General features: G+C 52.1%; 20 protein-coding genes and 2 pseudogenes. 1 reads left to right on the top strand and 21 read right to left on the bottom strand.

Annotated features, from left to right (window positions below; translation table 11 throughout):
- Nucleotides 1–379: 379 nt before the first annotated feature.
- From TY10_RS03590 to lepB, 19 genes and pseudogenes are all read right to left on the bottom strand, one after another.
- Nucleotides 380–688 (bottom strand): rhodanese-like domain-containing protein, encoded by a 309-nt coding sequence (locus tag TY10_RS03590; RefSeq protein ID WP_042160655.1) that lies wholly within the window; start codon nt 686–688, stop codon nt 380–382.
- A gap of 1 nt (nt 689) precedes the next feature.
- Nucleotides 690–878: a hypothetical protein gene (locus TY10_RS32180; RefSeq protein ID WP_052350332.1), complete on the bottom strand. Its 189-nt coding sequence runs from the start codon at nt 876–878 to the stop codon at nt 690–692.
- An 8-nt stretch (nt 879–886) separates the two neighbouring features.
- Nucleotides 887–1,015 (bottom strand): DnaJ family domain-containing protein, encoded by a 129-nt coding sequence (locus TY10_RS32175; RefSeq protein WP_337588323.1) that lies wholly within the window; start codon nt 1,013–1,015, stop codon nt 887–889.
- Between the two features lie 133 nt (nt 1,016–1,148).
- The gene (locus tag TY10_RS03580) at nt 1,149–4,166 is read right to left on the bottom strand and encodes a VWA domain-containing protein (RefSeq protein WP_238327424.1); all 3,018 of its coding nucleotides are present in this window, start codon (nt 4,164–4,166) and stop codon (nt 1,149–1,151) included.
- Nucleotides 4,156–6,120, bottom strand: a complete 1,965-nt coding sequence (locus tag TY10_RS03575; RefSeq protein ID WP_042160651.1) for a vWA domain-containing protein — start codon at nt 6,118–6,120, stop codon at nt 4,156–4,158. Before TY10_RS03575 ends, TY10_RS03580 begins: the two co-directional genes overlap by 11 nt.
- Before the next feature lie 84 nt (nt 6,121–6,204).
- A complete protein-coding gene (locus TY10_RS03570; RefSeq protein ID WP_052350330.1) occupies nt 6,205–7,152 on the bottom strand; it encodes a DUF58 domain-containing protein in 948 nt (315 codons plus the stop codon).
- Entirely contained in the window at nt 7,149–8,138 is a 990-nt protein-coding gene (locus TY10_RS03565; protein WP_042160649.1) for an AAA family ATPase, read from the bottom strand. Before TY10_RS03565 ends, TY10_RS03570 begins: the two co-directional genes overlap by 4 nt.
- Before the next feature lie 9 nt (nt 8,139–8,147).
- Nucleotides 8,148–9,863 (bottom strand): hypothetical protein, encoded by a 1,716-nt coding sequence (locus tag TY10_RS28610; RefSeq protein WP_052350329.1) that lies wholly within the window; start codon nt 9,861–9,863, stop codon nt 8,148–8,150.
- Between the two features lie 93 nt (nt 9,864–9,956).
- On the bottom strand, nt 9,957–10,877 hold the full coding sequence (locus tag TY10_RS03555) for an ABC transporter permease (protein ID WP_042160648.1): 921 nt from the start codon (nt 10,875–10,877) through the stop codon (nt 9,957–9,959).
- Entirely contained in the window at nt 10,874–11,806 is a 933-nt protein-coding gene (locus TY10_RS03550) for an ABC transporter ATP-binding protein (RefSeq protein ID WP_042160674.1), read from the bottom strand. The genes TY10_RS03555 and TY10_RS03550 overlap by 4 nt, the downstream gene beginning before the upstream one ends.
- Nucleotides 11,807–11,859: 53 nt before the next feature.
- The gene (locus TY10_RS03545) at nt 11,860–14,208 is read right to left on the bottom strand and encodes a DUF7408 domain-containing protein (RefSeq protein ID WP_155985671.1); all 2,349 of its coding nucleotides are present in this window, start codon (nt 14,206–14,208) and stop codon (nt 11,860–11,862) included.
- 151 nt (nt 14,209–14,359) lie between these two features.
- A complete protein-coding gene (locus tag TY10_RS31250; RefSeq protein ID WP_042160672.1) occupies nt 14,360–14,671 on the bottom strand; it encodes a YbjQ family protein in 312 nt (103 codons plus the stop codon).
- A 144-nt stretch (nt 14,672–14,815) separates the two neighbouring features.
- Nucleotides 14,816–15,052: pseudogene (locus tag TY10_RS31245) on the bottom strand (DUF3889 domain-containing protein); the annotation flags it as partial.
- Nucleotides 15,053–15,233: 181 nt separating this feature from the next.
- The gene (locus TY10_RS03535) at nt 15,234–18,377 is read right to left on the bottom strand and encodes an efflux RND transporter permease subunit (RefSeq protein WP_042160644.1); all 3,144 of its coding nucleotides are present in this window, start codon (nt 18,375–18,377) and stop codon (nt 15,234–15,236) included.
- Nucleotides 18,378–18,408: 31 nt separating this feature from the next.
- On the bottom strand, nt 18,409–19,098 hold the full coding sequence (locus TY10_RS03530) for a response regulator transcription factor (RefSeq protein ID WP_042160643.1): 690 nt from the start codon (nt 19,096–19,098) through the stop codon (nt 18,409–18,411).
- Nucleotides 19,076–20,569: a sensor histidine kinase gene (locus tag TY10_RS03525; RefSeq protein ID WP_042160670.1), complete on the bottom strand. Its 1,494-nt coding sequence runs from the start codon at nt 20,567–20,569 to the stop codon at nt 19,076–19,078. Before TY10_RS03525 ends, TY10_RS03530 begins: the two co-directional genes overlap by 23 nt.
- A 128-nt stretch (nt 20,570–20,697) precedes the next feature.
- A complete protein-coding gene (locus tag TY10_RS32655) occupies nt 20,698–21,225 on the bottom strand; it encodes a hypothetical protein (RefSeq protein WP_238327422.1) in 528 nt (175 codons plus the stop codon).
- A gap of 16 nt (nt 21,226–21,241) precedes the next feature.
- A pseudogene (locus TY10_RS32445) lies at nt 21,242–21,589 on the bottom strand (DUF4184 family protein); the annotation flags it as partial.
- An 89-nt stretch (nt 21,590–21,678) separates the two neighbouring features.
- Nucleotides 21,679–22,221 (bottom strand): signal peptidase I, encoded by a 543-nt coding sequence (gene lepB / locus TY10_RS03515; protein ID WP_042160640.1) that lies wholly within the window; start codon nt 22,219–22,221, stop codon nt 21,679–21,681.
- Between the two features lie 158 nt (nt 22,222–22,379).
- Here lepB and TY10_RS03510 point away from each other — a divergent pair, with 158 nt between their 5' ends.
- Nucleotides 22,380–23,576 (top strand): MFS transporter, encoded by a 1,197-nt coding sequence (locus TY10_RS03510; protein ID WP_042160637.1) that lies wholly within the window; start codon nt 22,380–22,382, stop codon nt 23,574–23,576.
- A 5-nt stretch (nt 23,577–23,581) separates the two neighbouring features.
- On the opposite strand, the gene TY10_RS03505 is transcribed toward TY10_RS03510, so the two are convergent.
- Both TY10_RS03505 and TY10_RS03500 read right to left on the bottom strand, forming a co-directional pair.
- On the bottom strand, nt 23,582–25,345 hold the full coding sequence (locus TY10_RS03505) for an ATP-binding cassette domain-containing protein (protein WP_042160636.1): 1,764 nt from the start codon (nt 25,343–25,345) through the stop codon (nt 23,582–23,584).
- Nucleotides 25,342–26,190, bottom strand: coding sequence for an energy-coupling factor ABC transporter ATP-binding protein (locus TY10_RS03500; protein WP_052350327.1), 849 nt, complete (start codon nt 26,188–26,190; stop codon nt 25,342–25,344). Before TY10_RS03500 ends, TY10_RS03505 begins: the two co-directional genes overlap by 4 nt.
- Nucleotides 26,191–26,204: the final 14 nt, after the last annotated feature.

The raw sequence follows: 26,204 nt of genomic DNA, 5'->3' as shown, positions 1-26,204 counted from the left end.
CATATTCGCTATTTACTGAAGTAACTTTCGCTGTAGGAGTCCCTACCAGCACCCAACCTCCATTCAACGAATCTAGCTTCGTTACTCGTGAACCTCGGTTCTCCAATTGCGAAAATAGATTCGCTATCTGGCACAGCTAACTACTTTGCATCGTAATTAACGAATTTACTTTCGTTATTTTGCGAACCTGCTTCGCTCTGCGATCAGCAGCCTGCAGGTGAGTACCCTTCGACTGGCGCGCACCACAACAGCCAGACATTGATCGGTAGAGCCGCTAGTTTAATAGCCGCTTGCAGCGGCCCGCAAAATTAACAAAAATCCCCCCTGGCACCTTGCATTAATTGCAAGGTGCCAGGGGGTTCTACAAATTTTCTATCTATTAAGCCCCGAATTCAACTTCGCCCTGCCATTGAAGCATGCCGCCAGTCATGTTCGTCACTTTGTAGCCTTGCGCCTGCAAGAACTCGCAGGCTCTGCCACTGCGGTTGCCGCTGCGGCACACGATGATGAGATCCGCGTCTTTATCCAGCTCATTAACGCGCTCTTGCAGCTCTGATAGCGGAAGACTGCTCGCTTCTTTAATGTGACCGGACTCCCATTCATCGATCTCACGAACGTCGATCAAATTTAGCTGTTGGCCTTCATTTAATAATCCTTCAACCTCTTCAGGCGTAATTTCTGGAAACATCCTATTCGTCATTCCCTTCGATTTTTCTCTCGATTTGCGTCTCGTATTGCGTAAAGGCGGAGGATTGGCTCCAGCCCCGGGACTCCATCATCATCCGGTAACGGAGACGCTTTTCATTGAGCCGGCGATTCAACGCCTCCCGCTCCGTATCATTCCTGCATAACTCCAGCAGTTCCTGAAGCGTAACCATTTCTTTGGCTAATCCTCAGGCACATACGACAAATCCTCCAGTTCAAGCGGTTTGCCCTTCCCTTTCAACTGTTCGAACTCGCCTCGTGCCATCGCTTCTTGAATACGCTGCTCAACAAGAGTGGACATCCAATTCATTGTCACCACTCCTTCTCTTGCATTGTATCGCTCGGAAAAGCGACTGTCCAGCCAACTCTGCTTCAAAGCTGCAAAAGCATCAATCACCTAATTTAGAAGCTCCAGAGCGGAACAGAACTCCGCATGTTTTCAATTATCGTTTTGTACGATTTTTGGCTGCAAGCAGACGGCTCATTTTATCGTTGCCATCCCCTTGCTGCGCCTGCGTTTGGCCTTGTCCTGATCCTTGCCCTTGACCCTGACCTTTATTTTGTCCTTGTGCCACTCTATCTTGTCCTTGTCCTTGTCCTTGCACTTTATCTTGAACCTGCCATTGTCCCTGCATCGTCTTACCCCCAGCATTCAGATCAGAAGAGCCCTTCCGCAGCGAAAGATCCGGCTGTTTCCAGTCTCCCCCAGATGGCCGCGAATCCTTTGAAGAATTGCCGTTTGCTCCTTCTGAATGTGAAACATTTATGTTTGATCCCTCATCCTTACCCTTATCATAAAAATCAGCCGTACGGCTCTTCCGTTCCTGCAGCCTGGACACTGATTGCGAGGACAAATCTCCGTTAGAAGCGGCCTTCAAGCCTCCTCTGCTCCAACCGCGCATCCACAGACGGAGCCAGCCTGCCAAGCGCGACCAAGGAATCGATATCCGTCTAAGTGCAATATCCGCCAACAGCAGAAGTAATGCAGCTATAAGCAGGGAACGCGACCAATCGACCAGTTGACGCTGCTTCTCAGGATCAAACCGGAAAGCTTCTCCCGGCTTGTCCAGCGACAGCACTCTGCCGCCCGTAGCCTCGGCAAGCTGCTCCAGCGTCTCCGAACCATTATTAGAGGATAATTTGTATTCCGGCGAATATGGAATGACGAAGCCCGAAGTTGAACCTCCGCCTTCTTCGCCCCCAATTCTCATTAAATAAACGCCCGGCTGAGTCACTGACATGCTCGCTTCATATTCACCCGGCGCAATCGGAATAGGTTCCAGTTTTTGCGTCTCGCCAGCATCATTGTTGACTACAGCTTTCAGCTTTGCCGCTAGATCGGAGTCTCCGCTTTCCGAGCGGATTACAATGTTCGCTTTCCGGCCATCCAGCTCGGCATTAACCTGATAAGGTACGCTTTCGAATTGCGGGAATGTCCACTTGATCCATTCAGTCAGCACGCCCGGCAGCGACTGCCAATTGACCCAGTCTCGCGACCACCGTCCGGTCATATCGCTGGTCCAAGCTACAGCTCTGCCCGAACCGTAAGGCCAGCGGGCCAGAATGGGATCTCCGTCCGGCGACAGCAACGCGATTTCCGCCGTTTCTTTGGCCGTTGTCGCAATATAGGCATTCAATTGAGGAAGGCCGTTTTTCCATAATGCCGACCAGTTGCCGGATTGCCCAAGGGCAGGCGTAAACGTCTGCTCCACGATATAGGTTCGCGACATCATGACCGTCTCACGGCTAAAAATAGCCGGAAGCGTACTTTCATCTTTTGTAAAATAATAGCGTCCTTTAGCAGCTTCGGCCAGACTCTTCAGCAGCATTTGGTCGGCACCGTCGCCTACCGCAACCGTCGACATCGTCATTTGCTTGTCCACCATCGACGAGGTTAACGCACTATACCCCGGGTTCGTCGAAGACTGGCCGTCGGTCAGCAAAATAATATGCTTCCGCTGCGCCTGAACCTCCAGCAGCTTCTTATAAGCCTCACTCAGCGCCGTGTAGATTTCTGTGCCGCCCTCAGGCTGAATGCCTTGAATTTGCGAAATGATTTTTTTGCGATCTGTCAGCTTCGTCGGTTCGACAATCCACCATGGCGATGAATCGAAGGCAACGACCGCCACGGTATCTTCATCCCGCATTAGTTCTATGGTCCGCATCGCCGCTTCTTTCGCCAGCTCAAGCTTGCCCCCGTCCATACTGCCTGAGCGGTCGATTACTAGCACGAGACCCAATGTTGGAATTTGGCGTTTTCCTTTCAAATCCATATAGACAGGCAGAGCTCGTTCGACAGGTGTTTTAAAATAACCCCCGAGACCAAAGCTGTCATTACCGCCCAGCATCACCAGACCAATTCCATAGTCACTTACGGCTTTCGCGATCCATTCCATCGGCTTCTCCGCAATTCGGGTAGCCGGCACATTGTTCAAAATGATGCTGTCATAGGCAGCATAGGAGGCAAGCTCCACCGACAACCGCTCAGGTGCTATCGTGTCATAGCCGATAAAAGAAGCCTTCAGCGCCGCTTCGACATTGCCCGATGATCCCGGCTCGCCCTCAACGATAAGCACGTTAGGCGGGCCGTTTACTTTACTGAAGCCATAGGCGACGTTGTTTTGCTCGCGCTCGTCTCCTTCGGCATACAACTCCGCTCTGAACTGATGGAAACCCGGTTCAAGAGCCGCGCTTTGCAGCGCGAATTGATTCTCTCCCGCTTCCAGTTGGACTGTGCTGCGCGACAATTCTCTGTTGTCGGCATAGAGACGAAGCTCGCCGTTGCCTGCTGTAGTACTGTTAATTGTAAATTCAAAATTGAATTTCTCGCCTTGCCGCAAAGCTTGCGGCACAGTGAACGATTCGATCGCCGCATCCGTCAACTGCGGCGGCGTAATGGGAACGACATCCACGGCAATGCCTGCGTTTTTCAACATATTCGCCTGGCGCAGCATGCTTCCGGCATTCTCCGCACCGTCGGACATCACGACTATTCTTCCTCTGCCAGCCTGCTGCAGCAAGCCGGATGCCAGCCACAAGCCTTGTGATACATCGGTAAACTGTCCGTTGACCTTCGCCCGGAATGAGTACCGTTCTGTATGAAGCATTTGCTCCGGCGAAAGCGCACGTTCAACCGCAGCGTCTAGCCCGATGGCGACGATTCCTCCGCGATCATCCGCCGATTTATCCTTCATCGCTTTCGCAATCCATTCGCCTAGCTCTCGATCTGCATTGACGCTGGCTGAGCGGTCGGCAACAAACACTACATTGCGCTGATCCGTCGTCCAATAGGGCTGCACTTGCGCCGCAATGGCAATTAGCAGCAGCATAATGACAGAACGTATCGCCACCACGGCAGCCTTCCGGCCGCCCTTCAACCTGGCCGTACCGCGAAGCATCCACCAGACGAACAATGCCCAAGGCAAGAGCAGGAGCAGAAACACTGGCGAGTTAACTTGCATGCCCACGGCGATACACCTCCCATTCCCCTGCCAAAATAAGGAACAGCAGCAGCGCAATCCATGCAGCGGCCGAAGCCGTTGCCGCTGTCTGCGAAGCTAATTGCCTGTTATCCTGCTGACCGCTCCCGCTTCCCTCACCGTTCGATGATGACACATACGAAGGCGCTATAGGCTCCACTTGGCCAAATGCCGCGCTTTCCGCCGCATCCGCGTTGACGGCCAGCAGACGATCAGCTACAACTTTATTGGCTTTGTCATATTCAAGCAGCCGGTACAGACCCGGAATCGACGGCGCCCTTACATTGTCAGCAGCAGCAGCTTTAATCGTTACTGATTGTGAGGCACTGCCTTCACCGTAACCGCTTAATTGCTCTACCGCCTTCCACTGGGCGCTAATCGTCTCGCCACTGAAAGACAATGGCAGCGCAGATCCGGCAACAGCAGTACCGAGTTCACTCCGGGAACCGCCGCTCATCCAGTCTGCAGCTTGTACGACAAGCACTGGGAATTCCGGGCGCAGCGGCAAATCCGTATCCTGAAAATCAAAGGTGAACCGCAGCTGCGGTTTGCCCTCAACCTCTCCCGCGTAGATAGCAGGAACTCCTCCGTACGTGACGATAGCTTTGCCCCACAGCGGCGCATCTTTCGGCTTCAACAGCCGGCCGATATGCGTATCCGCAAACGATAGATAAGCCACGACCGGATGGTCGGCCAGTTCCACCCGATTATTGCCGGGTACAACCGTCTCGGCCCCCGTCGGATGATCGATGTACCAGACCGGCTTTGATTTCAGCAGCTTTTGCCAGCTTTTATCGGCAAGCAGCTTATCACCGCCGCCATCGACGACGATCCAATCCAACTGCTTCTGATCGTCCGCGTCAGGTATGTATTGCTCCGGGTCAGCTTTGACCGTCGAGACGCCAGCCAGTTGAAGCGCTTTTTCTAGAAAAAGATTGCCCTTGCTGACAAGAAGCGATCGCTTAGCCCTAGACTCGGACGGAAATTGATAAGCAACATCATCTGCTGCATAGCTATCACTCCCGCCAGCCAATTGCGCCTTATAGTAAGCTGCTCCAGCTGGCAGCTTGTTCACCGTCAAGCTCGTCCAGCCTCCGGCTTCAGCTTTAACCTGCTCTGTAGCAACTGCTGATCCATCTGCGTACACATTTACTTTCAATTGCTGCGCGGTATCCGCATCATTGCGTATCGTAATGACCGCCTTATTAAAGCCTGTTGCGTCTGGATCGTTTTTTACGCCAAAATGAACAATTGCGCGATTAGAGCTTGGCGCTGCTTCCGTGCCATTTGCTCCTGCCAGCATGAGCTTGGTGTGAAGCTGCAGTTCATTAACTGCGCTCGCGTCACTCCATCTTCCATCGCTGTAGAGCATAATGGAACCGTCCGGCTCATCGGCCAATAGCGAATCGGCCAAAGACAGGGCTGCCAAATTGTCGCTGGCTCCAAAGTTAGGCTCCAACGCACGCAGTGCCGTCACAGCATCGCGATGCGATAGCTCGCCCGATGCGATCATTTCCGGCTGTTCGCCAGTAGCAATGATTGTTATCCGCCGGCCTTCCTTTTGCGCGGTGATCCAGTTCTCTGCCAACTGCACATTTTGCCCCAGCAGGGAGTGCCCGTTATCCGTTTGCACAGTCATGCTGGCTGAGCGGTCCATCACAATTACCGTATGGCCGGATGCCGCCGCTTCCCGGGTCCAGTAGGGCTGCATAAGCGCCAAAACAAGCAGCGCAGCAGCGAGCAATTGCAGCAGCAGCAAAGGGCGGCTGCGCAATTTTTGCCATGGCCGGTTGGCTTCCTGCTCTCGCAGCACGCGATTCCATAGCAGATGGCTGGCAATTTCAGTATCGATATACACCCGTTTCAGTACGTACATCAGAACGATTGCCGGCAGAGACAGCGCAAAGATAGCGGATATAGGCGATAAAAATTGCATGGCAGTCTCCCCTCCTCCCGATCCTCCGTTAAGTTTTGCTTCGCAGCACGCCGTGCTGCAGCAGGTCCCGGTTGATCACTTCCGTTAACGGATCTGCTGATGAAATGAACATATACTGAGCGCCCCGTTCCCGCATAATCGGCTCAAATCTTCGCGGTACTGATCGACCGCTTGCTTATACTGGGCGAGCAGCGGGTAAGCAATGGCAACATCTTTGCCGGAACCGAGTTCGCTGTCAATCAGCTTCAATTCTCCGCTTAGTGAGGGGTTCAATTCCTCTGGACTTAGCACATGTATAAAAACAACCTTTTGCCCGGCAGCGATTAATCGCAATAACGCTTCTTCAATGCCGGTCTCATACATCGCGTCGGTAATCAGAAGCGTGACGCCGGCCCGCATCGGCCGGCCTCTCGATCCGCCTAGCGCATCAGCCAGTGATAGCGCAGCCGGGCGCTGAGCAGTAAAATCGCTGCCGGCACCAGCTGGCTGTACCGCTGCCTGCGGCCCCGGCATCGCTTGCCCCAAAAATTGAAGCAGTTGCGGCAAAGAACTCCTCCCTCTTAGGGGCTCAAGCTCCCTATTCAGCCCGCTATCACCAAATAATCTAGCGGTTACGCGGTCCTCGCCGGTCAGCGAAGCATATCCGATGCATGCAGCCAGCCTTAGCGCAAATCGAAGCTTGTTGTGCTCTGACTCCTCCCCGAATGACATTGAACGGGACACGTCGACAAGCATATGAACCGTTAACTCCTGTTCGTCCCAGTACTGGCGCATATACGCACGGCCTGTACGTCCGTAGACGTTCCAATCGAGACGGCGAATGTCGTCGCCGGGAGCGTAAGGCCGGTAATCGGCAAATTCCTGGGAGCCGCCGAGGGAGCTTGATCTTCTTTTGCCCGCCAGCGTCCCTTTCACCCGGTTTCCCGCAGCAACGCTCATCTGATCCAGCCTGGCAAGCAGGGTAAGATCCGGAAAGAGCAGCTTCATCGCCGCTTGCGCATCGATTGGAGTCCGCCCTGTATGATCACTCATCGCTGCGCCTCCAGCGCGGCTAAGATTGTGTCGGTTATCCGGTCTGTCGATATGCCCATCGCCTGCGCCTCATAACCTAGCACGATGCGATGGCGGAGCGCTGGAACTGCCACAGCCCGGATATCGCTCCAGGATACATGCAGCTTGCCCGAGCATAAAGCTCTTACTTTACTGACGGCGATAATCGCTTGCACAGCCCGCGGCCCTGCGCCGAATCGGACATACCGCTTCACATCCTCCGGTGAATCTCCTTCTCCCGGGTGCGTCATCATGACAAGCCGGACAGCAAGATCAAGTACATCCTCAGCAACGAGCAGATGCTTGGCATACAGCTGTAATTCCCTTAGCTGCTCTCCGCTCATTACGACGCCCGCCTTCGGCTGCTCCGCCGAGGTTGTGCGCAATACGATTTGCTTTAATTCATCCCGTGTCGGATAATCGACGCCGATCTTCAACAAGAAACGATCCAGCTGCGCCTCAGGCAGCGGATACGTTCCCTCTTGCTCGATCGGGTTCTGTGTAGCCAGTACGAAAAAAGGCTTAGGAAGCGCATGCGTCTGACCGCCTGCCGTTACCGTTCCTTCCTGCATTGCTTCCAGCAGCGCGCTTTGCGTCTTAGGCGTCGCACGGTTAATCTCGTCGGCCAGCACCAGATTGCCAAATATCGGTCCCGGCTGGAATCGCTGGGCAGCCGCCCCTTGCGCACCGAAATCGATCAGTGTCGTTCCGGTAATATCAGAGGGCATTAAATCCGGGGTAAATTGAATGCGTGAAAACTGCAGGTCAACCGTGTCGGCGACCGTTCGGATCAGCATCGTCTTGCCAAGCCCCGGAATACCCTCCAGCAGCGCATGACCGCCCGCCAGCAAACACCAGAGCAGCTGCTCCACTACCTCTTGCTGGCCGACGATGATCCGGCCGATTTCTTCTTTCAAGGCGGCGATGCGCGCCGCCGCTTCTTCCACTTGCGTCTTTGATTCGATCATGTGCTCACCTCAACGATTAGGCTGTATTTGGTCAAAATAGTCTTTTACTTTATTTTGCATGTTTTGCGGCAATTGCGAACGGGACAACGCCTTCTTGGCTTCGGCCGCATATTCGCTGTAGACATCCTCGTACGAACGGGTCATGCCGTCCAGCATCGGGGACGGGTCGCCTGTCGTTTGCGTTTGTCCGCCAGTCGAAGGACCGCCGTCCTGCTGGACATTGCCGGAGCCTTCCATGCCGCGCAGCGTCGTAATCAAACCGCGGCCACCTTGACCGGTACCGCCGTGGAGACCGCCTGTACCGCCCCCTCCACTGCCACTGCCGGACCCCGTACCTGATCCGCTGCCTTGTCCGGACCCGGAACCGCTTCCGCTGCCCTGACCAGATCCCGCACCTGATCCGCTGCCTTCTCCCAAGCCGGCTTCACTTCCCTTACCGCCTGCTCCGCCTTGCCCTTGCTCACCCGATTGTCCCTCAGATCCAGATCCGCCGCCGAAACCTCCGCCTGCTCCTGAACCGGCGGAGCCGCCGCTAGCAGAAGCCCCGCCGGGCATGCCGGACGAGCCGGAACCGCTCTGCGCTTGCTGCGCTGCCGCTTGACCGCTCTCTGCCAGACGCTCCGCCATCATCCGGGCCAGCTCCTCCAGCTGTGCTTGTGAAAGCTCACTGCCGAGCGCCTCTTCCAGCTGCGACAACGCATCGTCTCCCGCCGATTTGCCGTCTCCCGCTTCGCGTGCTTGCTCCGCAGCCTGCTCCAGCGCATTCGCCAGCGCGCTGTCCTTCGGCTGCTCCTGAGCGAGCTTCTCCATTGCCTTCGCAATGGATTCCTTCTGCTCCGGCGTCAGCCGCTGCAGCTCCGAGCGCATATCGCCGATTGCCTGCTTCATGCCGGCGGCATCGCGATCCTTCAGCGCTTGCCCCAGCTTGCGCAGCCCAGGCTCGTTATTCATCGCATCGGCAGCAGCGTCGAGCTTCTCCGCTGTTTGACGCGCAGCTTCAGCCGTTTGCTCCAGCTTCTTGATCGCTTCCTCCAGCTCCTTCAACGCCTCCGCTGAATTCGCTTTCTCCAGCTTGCTGCGCAGCTCCTCAAGCGTCTCCGCAACCTGCCGCTTCGCTTCTTCCGGCAGCTTGGCCTCGTCCAACTGCTGAGCAAGCTCCTCTACTTGGTTTTCCAGCTGCTCTAGTCCCAATTCTGCAGCAGCCATTGCCTTCGCCTTATCATCTAGCGGGTTAGGCCATACGAGCAGAATGACCGTCAATAGCCAGACGGCTCCAATGCCTAGAACCGAACGCCTCCAGTTCCTCCAAGCAGGCCAAGGAAGACGGCTTCTCAGCTCCGCGGTATAGCGGCCAGCCCCTTCCAGCGCCTCCTGCCGCTGCAAACGGATGATAACAGGCTCATTGTCCCCGGAACGCTCCAGACCATCAAGTGCAGTTGCTACGGCATCATCGGTATGCTCCTTGTCCATAACATGAGCCGCATCCCTTATCGAGGCACGCTTCCAGCAGCCAAGCACCGCTCCCGCTAGTACGCCGGCAAATACCAGCAGCATCAGCCAGAGCTTCGCATGGAGCATCGGCAGCAAGCGGCTAAAGCCCAGCACGAGCAAACCTGCAAAACTGCCGCCCAGCAGGCCGACCAGCGTATAGCGGCTTATGCTGAACATCGTCAAACGATTGCGTACAGGAGCCAGCAGCTCGATTAACTTCCGCTTATCTTCCATAAATTGCGATTCTCCTTTCCAATTTCGCCGGCTAAAGCATAAATAACGGAGCACCCTTTCGGCACACCCCGTTATTTCGCAACAATCGCCGTTCTATTTATTTCTCCGCTTCAATCTCGGACGCAGCTTCACAATGCTCAGCCACAAAGCGCCTGCCGAAATCAAGGCGTAAATAATCATAAATTCATGCCATAATTGAAAAACAGGCTTTTGTGAAGCTTGCTGCCCTCTGTTGTAGATCTCATAGATTTGCCCCGCAGCAGAAGGATCCAGAATAGTGTACAATGCTACCCCCGGATTCCATGCCAGTATGTGGCCGATCCAGTTGTAGACTGCCGGATTGACCGCATTGTTCGCTGCATTGCCCGTCACGCTTAATGCGACATAAAAAATAAGCAGCGTACCGACATAGATAAACAGCGTAACTCCGTATGTCACGATAACGGATATCATCGTGCGTTTGAACAGAGTCGAGAATAGTATACCTAGCGAGCCTAGCATAATCATCATAAAAAAGTAATAGATAAACACTTGAAAGAGCTGCGAGGGCGAAATGCCGCCATAGAGGAAGACCATGCTATACACGGGTATCGTGCTGACGACGATCAGAACCATAAAGCCAAGTGATGACACCAGCTTGCTTAAAATAATTGTCGTCGAGCTTTGCTGCGTCGTCAGCAGCAAATTAAGCGTCTGCTTCTCCCTCTCTCCGCTAATGACACCTGCGGTAAGGCCGGGAGCCATGAATGTAATGAGCCCCAGTTGAGCGAAGCTTAGAAAATAAAACAGAATCCGGCTTCGCTCCGGATTAAATGACGCTGAGCTGCTGCCCAGCTCTTGCGTCAAATAAATCGCGCAAAGCGCCATCAGACCGATGGCGAATAAATAGGCGAACATCGTCCACATGGAACGGGCCGTCCGCATGCGCAGTCTGAATTCCTTGTCCAGCACGGGATTAATTAGTCTGGAGCGCCAATTGCCTGACCCTCTTCCAGCTAAGCCTTCGTTTCTCATGAGATCGCTTCGCCTCCTTTCGTAATTTCCAGAAAGATGTCTTCCAAGTTTGTTTGTCCCTCGCTGAACGAGATCAGCTTGTAACCGGCCCCTATCATTTGCTGCAGCAGATTTGCCTGTTCTTCATCATGACCGCTGTAATGAACGTGAATGCCGCGTTCGTCGCGGAGCACACGATTAACGAATGGCTGCTCGCGCAGCCAATGCTCCGCCTCTTCCGCTCTGTCGATTAACCGGATCGACAAAATCCGCTTCACCCGCATCCGGTTTTGAATATCCGCAACATTGCCTTTCGCGATCATTTGACCGTGCTCGATAACGCCGATCTCATCGACCATCTCCGCCAGCTCCGGCAAAATATGCGAGGAGATAATGATCGTTTTGCCCATTGCCTTCAATTCCCGCAGTATTTCCCTCATTTCAATCCGCGCCCGCGGATCGAGACCGGAAGCCGGCTCGTCGAGGATGAGCAGATCCGGGTCATGAACGAGACAGCGCGCCAGACATAAACGCTGCTTCATACCACGTGACAACGTATCCACGTAGGCTTCCTTCTTATCACTCAAATTAACGAGCTCCAGCAATTGAGGTATTAATTGCTCCCTCTCCTGCTTCGGTATTCCATAACTCGCTCCATAAAAATGCATGTACTCCAACGTTTTGAATTGATCGTACACGCCGAAGAAATCCGGCATATAGCCGATCCGTTTGCGAACTTCCGCCGGATATTCAGTAACGTCAAAGCCGTCCACCTTCGCGTAACCGGAGGAAGGGGCCATCAGCGTCGCCAAAATCGACATCGTAGTCGATTTGCCCGCACCGTTGGGACCGACAAAGCCGAACACCGTACCTTTAGCGATTGTCAAATCTATCGATTTCAGCGCTTGAAACGTGCCAAAGCTTTTGGTCAGTCCTCTTATTTCAATCATTGGCGTTTCCGCCGGTTCGATAACTTGCTCCATTTCAGTTGTCGTATGTGTCATTATCGTACCGCCACTCCTTCCAGCCCAATCATCGGCAGACGGGCATCCCCATCTGTCGCAGCTACCATCTTCATTCGTATCGTGTTGGACGGATCGATATACATTTTGGCATCCATTTCCGCTGCAGCAGGTACCCAATCTCCGCTAGCTGCATTAAAAATCAACCACTGAAGATTCGTCGTATTGGCCAGCATTGAGAATGAGAGTTTATCGTATTTCGCTTTTTCATTCGGCACATGGAATTCGAATTCCAATTCGCCCGGACTGAAGTTCATATTTCCGTCACCATAATGGTCTAGCCGCTGCATCGTTTGCGTGGTGACAACAGGCTGCATAGCGCCTGCCGGTACGGTAACGCGGCCATCATTTTGCGAAATAAGCGTTCCGATCTGCTGTACCCACATCGTCAGATTATCCGTTCTTACAGCATCGTTGTTTACTTGGAACATTGGCGCATGGTCCTCACTAAAGCCGATCACACGCGGCAGCATCTGTGAAGCAGGATTAGTGGAATTCCAGTACATATCCATCAGCTCACGGTGCCGGTTGTATTTGCCGTCGTCTCTGCCGTTGCCATAAGGAAATAAAGCGGAAGAGAACGGGTAATACATTCCGCTATTTGCAGAAGGGACAGACGGTATCGAGACCGCCTTGGCTTCATTCGGCGCCAAATCACCTACATTAATCAAATTTCCGCTAATAATTAACGCAACATGATGCATAGCTGCCTTCGTGTGATTCGTAACTTCAAGCTGCTGCGCTCCGTTATTGCTGCGGTAAGCCAGCCCGAAATTCCCTGTGCTTTTATCCAATGCAATACCATCGTACCAGGCTTTCCGGGTTGACCAGTAAGCAACAGAGTTCCACTGCATCGTCGTCCCCTGATCATTCATTAGCACTTGTGTATTGCCAGAAAGATTCAATTGTCCGCCACCTTCATTAGATAAAGGCCGTAACGGAATAGCATGGTCGAAATGAGCTTTAATTGTACCTCCGTTAGGTGAAAACACACCAAACGCACCCGATCGAACGCCTCCTCCTTCAGGAGTCAGCTCCACAATCGAGACAGAATGAGCTAGGAAGCTTCGTTTATCCTCAGCTCCAAAAATAAATATCGCCACGCCCATTACGATAGCGAGGGTTGGCACCAGCCACCAGGTCCATTCTCTCCGGTCCAGCCTTTTGAGCAGGAAATAGAGCACTGGCGCTGCAATTACCATATACAAAACGAACATCCATAATAACAAGCCAAATTTGGGCGGATTAATAGAAGGAAACCTGTCGATTATGTTCTGAATATTCCAGTACGAATTGGAATACTGAACCATATTGCCCTGCATAATCGGAGACAAGCTGTCCTTCAGCAATTTGGCATATACCAGTTCACTGCCATTCCATGATGCAATCGGCTCAAGCGACGGGTCAAAGGCGACATACATAACGCTGCCGCTTCCTACAGACCGGGTGATTGCAAGCGGTATCCCATTTTCGGACAAAACCGTATTCCCTTCAATAACAGAACCGGTTGATACGGTTACCGGTGCAGCCGATTTCCATTCCTTTCCGCTTTCCTTGCTAAGTGAGGCTGGATTAGTCAGCGAAGAGGTTCCCTCTTGCTTCAGCGGCGCTATCGTTTCGAACGCCTGCGCGGTTTTGCTGTAACCTGCACCGCCTGAAAGCATTAGCGTTCCTCCTGCCCTCACCCAATCCTCGATCGCCTTAACCCGCTGCTCGTCCCAGCCAGAAGTCGCAACGTCATTAATTACGAGCAAATCGAAATAATCGAGCAGGATGGATGAATTCGGCAATTGCTCTTCCTTTAGCGGAATAACGGATAAATTATAGCCTTGCACATTCAATGAGGGCATAAAGTTCAGCGTATCCGGATCGCTAGCAAGAACGCCTATCGTATAATTAACTATAGACGAGCTTATTAGATAAGGGCTGCCGATCTTGATGCCGACCTTTTCCCCTGACTTATACGAACCTTTATAAAATCGGATTAAATTGTTTTTTTCATTAAGCGTCATACCGGGGATTGCGATCGTCAATTCAACATCGCTCCCTTGAGGCAGTTCAGCCGGCACAATATAATCACTTGAACCGCCAAAATTGCCAGCTATCGTAATGACAACTTCGCCCTTCAAATCGGCTTTCGTCATATTCGTTAACGTTAGACGGGCAGGCGCCCACTTGCCTTCCTTTACATTCCCCTGATACCCGACGGCAGCTTGTACAGCAATACCGTTAGAATCTGCAGCAATCGCCCTTCCGCCTAACTGAAAAACGGCAGAAACTATTCCAATCAATACAATTAGCGCAAGTATACGTTGTAACTTATGCTTCACAATCAAGCCCCTCTCCTCTATGTATATCCATCTCTATAATAACGGAAGCTGTCTTATATTTGTTGCATATTTTGACAAATTGAAAAATATAAGGATTAAAAAACGGCGATGCAGAAATTAATCCGCTCGCCGTTCTCATTAATTTTGTTGTTTAAATGCGAACAGCAGTGCCGCTTACTGCTACCATTAACATACCTTCACGAACAACTTCATAATCGATATCGATAGCAACGACTGCATTAGCCCCAAGCCTGGATGCCTGCTGCTTCATCTCCTCGATCGCGACGTCCCTCGCTTCCTTCAGCTTGCTCTCGTAAGCGCCGGAACGGCCCCCGATAATGTCCGTGATGGATGCCATGAAATCGCGGACAACGTTAGCACCCATAATCGCTTCACCGGTTACGATCCCCGTGTATTCCAGAATCGGACGTCCTTCAATAGTAGGTGTAGTGGTGATCAGCATCGTTTTTCCCCCTTGCTTCCAAAGAAGCATAATATATAACTCTGAATGATTGTACGTTGAAAGACCAGATAATGTTTCGCTGCAGCATAGAATCCCGACTTTAGTCGAGCTTCTCGAACTCCATTTTTCAGCCGTGTTCGTTTGAAGCTGAATATGTAGGGTAACCCTGACTCCAAATTCCTTGGCCCCTTGCCTCACCCAAAGCTTGAACCGTTCTTCAACCGCCTCCGAGCTAACTGGATACCGCCCCTCGTACTTGTAATCTACAATCTCCACACCGTATTTGGATGCGGTCTCTTGTACAGCCAGCTTCCCCCATTTGGCATAGTCCGGTTCCGACGCAGCTGCTTGAATGGATATCGAATACAATCCGGCAATCATGCTTAATGCAAGCACGAGCAATATTAAGAATTTCTTCACACCATGCCACCCTTTCTGACATTTTTATAAATCTGGCCATAGGGTAGCCTATACGAGGATAGGTTATGCAGAACCCGGTAAAAGCAATTCATGAAAACAGCCGCTCCGCTAGTTCGCGGAACGGCTGTTTTCATCTGCTCGATTATTGAGCTGTTTTTCTTTTCCGGTGCAGAAACTCGTAAACGATTGGTACGATGAACAGCGTAAGCAGCGTTGAACTTGTCAAACCGCCGATTACCGTAATCGCCATCCCTTTCGAGATCAGACCGCCGGATTCGAAACCAAGCGCGAGCGGCAGCAATGCGCCGACTGTTGCAATTGCTGTCATCAGAATTGGACGCAATCGCGTGCCTCCCGCTTCTAGAAGCGCTTCGCGGACGCTTAATCCGTCGCGCTCCTTGTGAATAACGCGGTCGACGAGTACGATTGCATTGGTGACAACGATGCCGATGAGCATCAGCGCTCCGATCATCGCTGTAATGCTGAGCGATTCACCTGCGATCCACAAGCCAACAAATGCGCCAATAACCGTGAACGGCAGGGAGAACAGAATTGCGAACGGTGTCAATGCGCCGCCAAATGTAATGACGAGCACCAAGTATACGATCGCGATGGCAGCCAGCATGGCAAGACCAAGCTGGGTGAACGATTCCGTCATTTGTTCCGTTACGCCGCCCATCTCAATGTCCATGCCGGATGGAAGCTTCATTCCGTCGATCATAGTCTTCAGTTCCGTGGATACTGCACCAACATTGGATGCCGTAATGTCAGCGGACACTTCCGCATAAATACGGTCGTTTTTACGGGTAATCGTGTTTGGCGATTGCCCTTCTTCAATAACAGCTACATCTTTCAAAGCTACTTCCTTGCCGAGCGGCGAGGTAAGCTTGACGTTTTCCAGATCGGCCTTTTCCTTGTAAACCTTCTGCTCTACTTTCACGTAGACATTTAATTCTTTTCCGTCCTTCTCAATCTTCGTCAGAACCGGATTGCTCCTTGACGGACTGAGCGCCATCGCGATTTGACCGGCAGCCAGTCCATTTTGGCTCAGCTTCTCTTGGTCAGCAACTATACGATACTGCTCATACGTCTCGGACAAGCTTGTATCAACATTCGTCAAATTTTTGTTTGCTTTCAGTTTGTTCTGAAGCTCTTCTACAACAGGCTGCAGCGACTTCATATCCGGTCCGTAGACAACCATCGACACGTTAGAGCCGCCAAGTCCGCCGCCCATGAAATCCTGCTGTTTCCATTCACCTTTGCCGCCAAGCTTCTGCAGCATGTCGATGACTTGCTCTTTCTCACCCGCAAACGCTTTGAATGATTCCTCATATTTCAAATTGAACAAGGCTTGCTTCGATGCAGCCGGGTTGAACGGATTGCCGCCGCCGACCGAATATTGTACAATCTCAAGTCCGGTGCGTTTAAGCAGCTGGCCTTCTGCTTTCTGTGACATTTCTTCAACTTGTTCCTTGGTTTCACCTGGGGCCGGATTGTACGTAACAACCATCGACTTCTCTTCGTCGCCCGGCAGGAAGCTCATGCCGATAACCGGAAGAAGGAAGCAACTGCCGATCAGCAGCACCAACGCGATGCCAAATGCGATAAATTTATGATTGAGCGACCATTTGAGCGCACCTTTGTACCATTCCGCCAGGCGTCCTGGTTTTTCTTCATGCGCTTTGCCGGCTTTGATTCCGTTACGGAACATCATATGCGCAAGCATCGGAACGACGGTAATCGCAACCAGCAGCGATGCCAGAAGGGCGAATACAATCGTAAGTGCAAACGGCATGAAGATCTCGCCGATCATGCCTGAGACGAGCGCGAGCGGCAGGAATACAGCGATGGTAACGATTGTAGAGGACATGATCGGTACGAACATTTCTTTCGTAGCGTCCAGAATCAGTTCTTTGCCCTTCAGCTTCTCGCCTGTCAGCGCCATCCGTCTGTATATATTCTCGATAACGACGATCGAGTCGTCGATAACCCGCCCGATCGCGACGGTCATCGCGCCAAGCGTCATAATATTGAGCGTAACGTCGAAACGGCTCAATACGAGAAGCGCGATCAGGATCGACAACGGAATCGATACGACAGCGATAATCGTCGAACGAATGTTGCGAAGGAAGATCAGAATAATGAATACGGCGATAATAGCGCCGATAATCGCTTTGCTGATCATCGTATGAACCGAATCTTCAATCGGTTTGCCTTGGTCCAGTGAAGTGATCACTTTCAATCCATCATTGTTTTTCTCCAAGTCAGCGATCTTGCTCTTCACGCCGTTGACAACGTCGACCGTGTTGGCGTCAGCCGATTTGACGATTGAGATGCCGATAGACAGCTCACCATTCGTACGCGAGATCGATTCCGCCTTATCAATAACTTTAAGATCTGCTACTTCGCTCAGCGATACGGTCGGAAGCTTGATATCAAGCGTCATGCCTTCCGGCAATTCTCCGCCTTGCGCTCCGCCGGCAGATCCACCTGCCGGTGCGCCTGCACCTGCTCCAGCTCCCGCACCGCCGCCAGCGCCTTGCGGTGTATACGGAATTTGCAGGTTTTTCAGGTCTTCTTCTGTTACGATATTGCCGTCTACAAGCACCGTTTTTTCGGTTGAACCGAATTCAAAGATGCCGAGCGGCACCGATACGGCGTTGCCTTGAATAATCCCTTTGACTGTCTCTTCCGTCAAACCGTACTTCGCTAGCTGCTCCGGCTTAAACGTCAGTTCAGCCTGCTTTACGTTTTGACCGGAGATTTGAACGCTGGCAACCCCTTCGATGCCTTCGAGTTCAGGCACGATGTTCTGCTCTACATCCTTCGTCAATTGTTCCAGGTCCATCTTATCATTGGAGAGGCTGAGCGCCAGAACCGGGAATGCATTCAGACTGATCCGCGATACGCTTGGGCTTTGAGCGCCTTCCGGCAAGCTCAAGCCTGCTACGGCTTCCTTAATCTCAGTTGCCGCTGCATCCATATCTACCCCGTAATCGTATTCAATAACGATCGAAGAGGCATTTTCCATCGAAGTGGAATTTACCGTTTTAACGCCCTGCATATTACGGGTACGCTGCTCGATCGGCTTCGTAACTTTCTCCATGATTTCCTCTGGAGCTGCTCCCGGATAGACCGTCGTAACACTTACAATTGGTACAGTAATGTCGGGCATCGTCTCCATCTTCATGTTCAATCCGGAATATAAACCGGCAAACATAATGATCGCAGTTAGAATCCACAAGGCAAACTTGTTGTTCAACGAAAACTTAATAATACTTTTCAAACGAATTCCACTCCTTCTCTCTCGTTCATTGTTACACTTTAAAGCGGTAGCCTACGCCCCAGATCGTCTCGATATATTGCGGGTTGGAGGGATCATGCTCGATCTTCTCCCGAAGCCTGCGGATATGAACCGTTACGGTCGCGATGTCGCCGACCGACTCCAGCCCCCATACCCGCTCGAACAATTCCTCTTTATCAAAGACACGATTCGGATGGGTTGCGAGCAGCAGCAGCAGATCATATTCCTTTGCAGTCAGCTGGGCCTCTTGCTCATGAATCATCACTCGTCTAGAAGGCTTATCTATCGACAGTCCCCGAATATGGAGCTGATTGCCGGCCGCGCCTCTATCGCCTGTCAGCCTCTCATATCGCGACAGGTGAGCCTTGACCCGGGCGACAAGCTCGCTTGGACTAAACGGCTTCGTCAAGTAATCGTCAGCGCCTAATCCAAGTCCTCTAATTTTATCAATGTCGTCTTTTTTCGCCGTTACCATAAGTACTGGAATATCGGAAGATTGCCGGATCTGCCGGCATATTTCGAATCCGTCCACCTTAGGCAGCATTAAATCCAATATAATGAGATCATAGCTGCCTTCCACCGCTTTTTGCAGCCCGACATCGCCTCTCCCTTCGATTTCGACGGCAAAGCTGTGGCTTTCCAAATAGTCACGCTCCAACTCTGCAATTGCTTTTTCGTCCTCAATTATCAATATTTTCTTCATCTTGTATCACCGTCTTGGCTTGAGTTGCAATGGGAAGAGCCACGTAGAACCGCGACCCGCCTTCCTGCGCATTTTCCGCCCAAACTCGGCCGCCATGCCCTTCTATAATTTGCTTCACGATCGCAAGGCCTAGCCCGCTGCCGCCCGTCTCCGAATTCCGGGATTGCTCCGCGCGGTAAAAGCCGTCAAAAATGTACGGCAAGTCTTCGGGTTCTATGCCAGGACCGCTGTCTTCGATGACGATGACTGCCTCCTGATCGCTTCTTGTCTCCATTCGAACAGTTATTGACTTGCCGCAGGCCTCACCATCACCATGCAGCTCCCCCATATATTTCACACTGTTGCTCAAAATATTGCCAAGGGCGCGGCTCAGCTTTTCAGAATCGGCTGCGACATAGAGCGAGGAACCGCCGGATGTTAAATTGGAAATGCGAAAATCAATCTCTTCCTTTTCCATATCGAACTGCTGTTCTTCCATAAAATAAAGTAAATAACTGCGCAGATCGATGACTTTAAAATCAAACGCAACCTTCTGCATATCGAGCTTTGAGAACAAAAACAATTCATCGATCAAACGGTCCATGTCGGTCGCCTTGCGATAAATCGTCCGCATGTAGCGTTCTCTCTTCTCATCGGTGTTGGCAATGCCGTCCACAATACCTTCCACATAGCCTTTTATGGCAGATATCGGTGTCTTCAGATCATGTGAGATATGCGACAGCAGCATTTTACGATTATCCTCGTATTGCAGGCTTTGATCGATAGAATGCTTTAGCCGGACTCTCATCTCCTCAAAGGCATTTCCTAGATCGCCAACTTCTCCTTTTGACGTGGCATCAACCTTCTGGGAGAGATCGCCCTCCTTCATCAGCAAAGCCGCTTTCTTTAAATTCTGGATGGGAAGGATAATGCTTCGGGACACCAAGTAAGTGAGCAACACACCTGTGAGACCGATAACGCACAGTGCTGACAATCCGAAAATCGGATGCCAGTACATCGGCACTTGATCCGCACGCAGCAAGAGCATTGCTCTGCCATCGTCGCCGTTTGAATACGTAAAGCTTAAAGAGACGATCCGGAACCGGTACTGCTTGTAAGCCACTTCGTCAGGCGTGGAATCAGCGTATTTCTGCCAATCCTCGTTCGGAACAAACTGCTTCAGATAGGAGGAAACCTGATCGAACTCCCCTTTGCGGAAAAATACAAAACCTGAATTCAGCTCTGCCAGCTTTGCATCCCATTTCGCCAATTCACCAGGCTCATCGACACGGTCCGGGTTGTTCTGAAGCGCATTATGCAGTTCCCCGGCGGTAAAGGACTGGACATAGACGATTTCACTGTTTTCCTTCAGGTCTCTCAGGTCCTCCACGCCGCTTAGAGACAGTGTTACGATCATAATCGCCGCAACAACAATAAAGGGGACAATCGTCATTAACATGTAAGACAAATACAGCTTTCTACGGATGGACAACGGCAATCACGCCTAACCTTTTAATTCGATGTAACTATCATTTATCTTAACGGGCAATTATAAACGGACGCTAAATCATTTCTTACAAAATCATTAAATCCAGCTGAACGCAGAGCCGGACTGTATTTCTACCCGTTTGACTTCATTTTTAAAGGATTGGCTGCGGCGCTGCAAAGTATGAACGATACCGATAACAGCCAGTGGAAAACAATCCATTCTGCGGCCCCTGCCCCGTTTATGTGTCGAAGCCAGGTGCTTCCTCCAATAATAGCTAGCAGCAATACTAAGCTTGCAGCGGTCAACGCTGTACGGCCGTTTTTCCGGGCAAGCTGCAGCAGCGCAATACAGAACAATGCGAAAAACATGGAAGTAAACGGAGCCACGACCCACATGTTGAGAAACCATGGATCGGAAGCTAACGCCAGCTTAAAGATAAATAATGCGGCTCCGATGCCCGCCCCGGACAAAACAAGCGGCACATACAGCTTGTCCCGGTAGTTACTGTAATTGTGCTCAGCTGTTTCTTTTCTCTTATCCCGCATGAACCACCTTATCCATTTGGCGATTAGCCAAAGTGCAGGAACGGCAACTCCCAGTAACGACAAACCCAGCTGAAGCAAATAATAAACACCGTACGGACCTACTCTCTCCAGCAAGGAAGGTACTCGAAGCACAAAAAAATCCGTAGCGGTGCGTCCAATTGTCAACAAAAATATGAGTCAAGTAACCGATAAAAGCAGACAACACGAACATCGCCCAGCCCGCGTATGTAAAACTCGAATAGGCCGGTGATGGGCGTTCTGCATACTCTCGCACGAATCGCTCCATTCCACCTGCCGACGGCATAAAAGCCGGCAGCGCCGGCTTTAGTACACGATGATATGCTATAGCAATTGCAATGCATAACGGTAAGCCAAGCAGCATAAATCCAGGCAAGGAATGTCCGATCGAACGAAAAGACTGCATTGCAACAAAATATTCCATATCCGGTGCCATGCTGCCCAGAACGAGCCCAGTCAGGCTAAATGCCGGAATTATTTTTTTGCAATGGAGCTGCGAACAACGGATGCGATAATGTAAACGGCATTACAATCCCCTTTCAATTGCGCTTAATACACGTTGCCGAATTTATCAATCGGCCAGATACGATATACCACCTTTCCTTCGATGCTGGAAAAAGCAATCGGTCCAAGCGATCGGCTGTCTTCACTATGCTCACGGTTGTCGCCCATTACAAACAGCTTCCCTGGCTCAACCTTGTACGGGAATTGGATGGAGCTGGTCGTCGTCATTCCTTTGACGTAAGGCTCATGCGTGAGCTCGCCATTAAGGTAAACCGCGCCGTCCCGTACGTCAATTTCATCACCGGGGATGCCGATCACTCTTTTTACGAGCCGCAATTCGCTTTCCGGGCCTTTGATAATGACGATGTCCCCCCGCTGCGGATGCTTGAAATGGTAGGACCACTTGTCTTCGATCAGACGTTGTCCGGCGACGAGCGTATTCTGCATGGAGATGTTATGTACTTCGGACTGCGCATACACATAGTTTTGGAACAGAAAAGCAAAAACGAGCGCCATACCGAGAGCAACCGTCCACTCCCGCAGTTCCCTTTTCCATCCCTTTTTTGTTACTTGGTCTTGTTCTTCCATCCGAAAGCACCTCAATTTCCATTTAGAATAGACAGACACATCATTCAAACCATAGCTATATACGACTAATTCGTTGCAGAAGTTTCCAATTCCTTCTCTCAATTTGACGTGACAGCATGAGCCTGCTCCATTAAAGTAATAAGTGGAGGGGAACAATCATGACCGCATCATCTCGAAATCAAAGACTATTGTTTACTTCGATTACTTTATTGTACTGGATTTCTATGTATGCCTATGTACCGACTTTATCACCTTACTTGAGCACACGCGGGCTATCGCTGCAACTGATTGGCATCGTGCTTGGCAGCTACGGCTTCGTTCAACTGCTGATCCGTTTCCCAATCGGCATCGCCTCCGATCGGCTTGGCAAACGCAAGCCGTTTATTGTACTGGGTATGCTTGCAGCCATGATCAGCTGCCTGCTGTTTATCGTGCCAGGCTCATGGCTGCTTCCGCTTGGCGGCAGAGCAGTTGCGGGCGTTAGCGCATCCGCTTGGGTCGCCTTTACGGTTATGTATGCCAGCTATTTCGCGCCCGGTGACGCCTCTAAGGCGATGGGCAACATTAGCGTCATGACCGTTGGCGGTCAATTAATCGGCATGATGATTAGCGGCTGGTCAGCCGAAGCATTGGGTGATGCGTGGCCTTTTCTAATCGGAGCGTTCCTCGCATTGACCGGACTGCTGCTGGCCTTAATGCTTAAAGAGCCGGAAAGCGCACTGCGCCCGAACGGGAACGGGATGTCGTTCGCCATGATCGGCCGTGTTATTCGGACCAAAACACTGCTTCAAGTGTCGCTGCTGTCGGTGCTTGCACACAGCGTTCTGTTCATTACGATGTTCGGATTTACGCCGTTAAAGGCCAAAATGCTGGGAGCCGGCGGTTTGGAGCTCACCGGCATCGTGCTGGCTTTTATGCTTCCGCATGCTGCAGCGTCAATGTTTACAGCCAAGTCATTCGCACCCCGATTCGGCAATTGGACGACGATCGGCGCAGGCTTTCTGCTCAGCGGAATTTGCACGGTCGCCATGGGCTATTCACCGTCCCTCCTCGTGCTGGGACTAACGCAAGCCGTTAACGGATTTGCCCAAGGCCTTCATATCCCGCTGCTGCTTGGACTCGCTATCCGCGATGTCGATCTGTCCGGCAGAGCGACTGCGATGGGACTCTATCAAGCGATTTATGCGGCTGGCATGTTTGCCGGCCCATTTCTGGCAGGCTGGCTGAATGAAGGCTGGGGCCTCAACAGCGGCTTTCTGTTTGGCGGGGCGCTTGCAGCCGTTGCCGTCCTATTATGTCTCGGCTGGCAGCGGAGCGAGAAACGCCGTCAATTACAGGAGCATGACGCAGTCTAGATCATCTAGACTGCGGTATTCACATAAATGAGGAGTGTAGCGGACAATAGAGCGGCAAGCATCAGCAGCGCATCTCTGGCCGTGAACTGAAGCACGAAGCCTCGTGTCGGCTTTCCGTTTGGATTGCCGATCCCTCTCGCTTCCAGCGCGTCAGCCAGCTGCTCGGCTAAACGCAGTAATGACCGGATATAGGGAATGATGACGGGGAACAGCATCGCTACTGGCAGCGAGCCCAGCTGCGTCGTTGCTTTACCTCTTGCATGCGCAATGGTGGCGAAACGCTGCCATTCGGAGCCAAGCAGCGGAATGAAGCGGAAAATAAGCGTTACCGTTAAGGCAGCAGAGCTGACCGGCACCTTGAAGCGGCTCAGCCAGCCGAAGGTCTGTTCGATAGCCCGTTGGACTCGCAGCGGAGTGACCATCGCCAGCATGGGCAGACCTAGCAGCATAACGAGCAGCAGCCCGCTGAACCTTAGAAGCGTAAACTGTGCATTCGTCCACTCAAAGCCAAACGGCTTTAATTGAATACCCGCAATAAAGGCAATTGCTGCAATCATAATGCTATAGGCCCGGATCACTTTGATCCAGGGCCTTATTTGCGCTCGAAGCGGAAATAAGACCACGCCGGTTAAGAGAGCTGCGGCTGCAATGCCCGGCCAGCGGCCTTGCATCAATATCGCGGCAGCTAGCAGCACATATGACAGAATGAGGGCACGCGGATCAAAACGCGAAGCTAATCCCGCTGCGCTAACGCCCGTGTACGGTGAAGTGCCAGAAATTGTGACCGTATGCTGCAGGCGATGTTCGGATATGAATACATCAGAGCTAGCTTGATGACCCATACCAACAGCTGCTGCTGGCTGTACGGAACGCGGAATAACCTCTTGTACTTCCTCATGCGGGTGCCGTACGAATTGTGAAGCAAGGGCGCGGGCAAGCTCACTGGAACTTGGCCAGAGATCCGCCTTGCTATTGCGCGAGATCTCGATTCCCGTACGCTGAAGCTCAGCCAATACACGCAGCGCTTGCGGAGCCGCCCCATCAGACGCATGTGCTGCTGCCCATTCCGCCGCTGGTACCGCCTGAAGCAACAAACCGTCTTCCATGACAGCCACCTCATCGGCAATCGGCAGCAGTGCATCCAAATCATGCGTCGAAATAACGGCACCGCCTCCCGCTTCCCGATGGACTCGGAGCACGTCGAGCAATTGGCTAACACCTGCCGTATCTAGACCGGACGTCGGTTCGTCAAGCAGAAGCCACTTGGGCTGGCAAGCAAGCAGACAAGCAAGTGATAATCTGCGCTGCTGACCGCCGCTCAGCGTCCAAGGATCAGCATCAGCCAGCTGCAGCGGTAGACCTGTTGCCTTCATCGCCTTCCGGATGCGTTCTTCTTGCTCTACTTCCGGCAGCTTATACGGTTTCAAGGAGAACCGAAATTCCTCACTTACCTTCGGAGCGAACCATTGCGCCTCCGAATGCTGGAGCGAAATTCCGGTATCAAGCAATACGCTGCGGTTCAGCCGCATTTTGCCGCGTTTGCCTTTTTCCCATAAGGAGCTCTCCCCAAGAGCAACGCTCCCTGACTGAAGGGCTCTAAGCCCTGCCATCGTCTCCAGCAGTGTTGATTTCCCTGCTCCATTGGCTCCTGCCAGCAGTGTGATTCGGCCTTGCCGGAAACTGCCATCAACTGGTCCGATAATTCGTTTGTTTCCAGACGCAGTAACGGCATAAACCGCCGCTTCTTCTAAAGTCCAATTCCCGCTCATCGGCTATGCACCGCCTTTGCAAGCGCAGCAGGTGTAAGCGGCAAGCCCGTCAGTTGTACGCCAAGCTTCTCTAGCTCCCATACGGTTTGAACGACATAAGGCGCTTCGAAGCCCAGCCTTTCACAGACGCTTTCCGCTGCTCCGCCCCCGCTCCGGTCGTAGAAGCCTTCCGCAGCGCCATTAAACACGATCTCGCCATGCTCAAGCGCGATAACCCGGTCGCCTTCCCTCAGCTCATCCAGCTTCTGCGTAATCCATATCACGGCAATTCCCGAACGGTTCAGCTCGCGGACGATTTCATGCACATGAATAGCGGCTTCCGGATCCAGCATCGCAGTCGGCTCGTCCATTAATAAAATAGGCGCTTCCACCGCCAGACAACCCGCGATGGCAACACGCTGCTTCTGTCCGCCGGACAATGTGCCTACCGGTTGATGAGCATGCTTGAGCATACCGGTCCGTACCAGCGCATGCGCGGCTTGCTCTGCAATAAGCTCTCCCTTAACGCCGTTCTGTTCTAGCATTATAATAAGATCCTCAAGAGGCGTCGCGCCTACCATGGACGCCTCCGGCTGCTGCATGACGATAGGCGCTTTGATACCGATTCTGGCTGTCAAGACGTCACTCCAGTCCAAATACCCGCTTGCCTCTCCGGCTTGAAAACCGGCAATGAGCTTCAGCAGAGTGCTTTTCCCGCTTCCGTTCCGTCCTATTAAAGCAATCCATTCTCCTTGTTCTACGCCCAAATGTATGTTTTTAAGTATAGCGACCAGCTCTTCTTGCTCGGCGGCCGAAAAAGGCCGGACCGTAACGCCGGTTAACTGCAACAATAAATTTGTTTTCAAAAAAATTCACCTGA

The organism is Paenibacillus gorillae, assembly GCF_000513275.1.
GTDB classification, from domain to species: domain Bacteria; phylum Bacillota; class Bacilli; order Paenibacillales; family Paenibacillaceae; genus Pristimantibacillus; species Pristimantibacillus gorillae.
Note: the sequence above shows the minus strand (reverse complement) of the source record. Positions and strands in the feature narration are given on the sequence as shown.

Bases quoted from the DNA above. Each gene is read 5' to 3' on its own strand.
- TY10_RS03555 (WP_042160648.1), bottom strand. From the start codon at position 10,877: ATGAGAAACGAAGGCTTAGCTGGAAGAGGGTCAGGCAATTGGCGCTCC.
- TY10_RS03510 (WP_042160637.1), top strand. From the start codon at position 22,380: ATGACCGCATCATCTCGAAATCAAAGACTATTGTTTACTTCGATTACT.
- TY10_RS03575 (WP_042160651.1), bottom strand. From the start codon at position 6,120: ATGCAATTTTTATCGCCTATATCCGCTATCTTTGCGCTGTCTCTGCCG.
- TY10_RS28610 (WP_052350329.1), bottom strand. From the start codon at position 9,863: ATGGAAGATAAGCGGAAGTTAATCGAGCTGCTGGCTCCTGTACGCAAT.
- TY10_RS03530 (WP_042160643.1), bottom strand. From the start codon at position 19,098: ATGAAGAAAATATTGATAATTGAGGACGAAAAAGCAATTGCAGAGTTG.
- TY10_RS03570 (WP_052350330.1), bottom strand. From the start codon at position 7,152: ATGAGTGATCATACAGGGCGGACTCCAATCGATGCGCAAGCGGCGATG.
- lepB (WP_042160640.1), bottom strand. From the start codon at position 22,221: ATGGAAGAACAAGACCAAGTAACAAAAAAGGGATGGAAAAGGGAACTG.
- TY10_RS03550 (WP_042160674.1), bottom strand. From the start codon at position 11,806: ATGATTGAAATAAGAGGACTGACCAAAAGCTTTGGCACGTTTCAAGCG.
- TY10_RS32180 (WP_052350332.1), bottom strand. From the start codon at position 878: ATGGTTACGCTTCAGGAACTGCTGGAGTTATGCAGGAATGATACGGAG.
- TY10_RS32175 (WP_337588323.1), bottom strand. From the start codon at position 1,015: ATGAATTGGATGTCCACTCTTGTTGAGCAGCGTATTCAAGAAGCGATG.
- TY10_RS03505 (WP_042160636.1), bottom strand. From the start codon at position 25,345: ATGAGCGGGAATTGGACTTTAGAAGAAGCGGCGGTTTATGCCGTTACT.
- TY10_RS03565 (WP_042160649.1), bottom strand. From the start codon at position 8,138: ATGATCGAATCAAAGACGCAAGTGGAAGAAGCGGCGGCGCGCATCGCC.
- TY10_RS31250 (WP_042160672.1), bottom strand. From the start codon at position 14,671: ATGCTGATCACCACTACACCTACTATTGAAGGACGTCCGATTCTGGAA.
- TY10_RS03590 (WP_042160655.1), bottom strand. From the start codon at position 688: ATGTTTCCAGAAATTACGCCTGAAGAGGTTGAAGGATTATTAAATGAA.
- TY10_RS03580 (WP_238327424.1), bottom strand. From the start codon at position 4,166: ATGCAAGTTAACTCGCCAGTGTTTCTGCTCCTGCTCTTGCCTTGGGCA.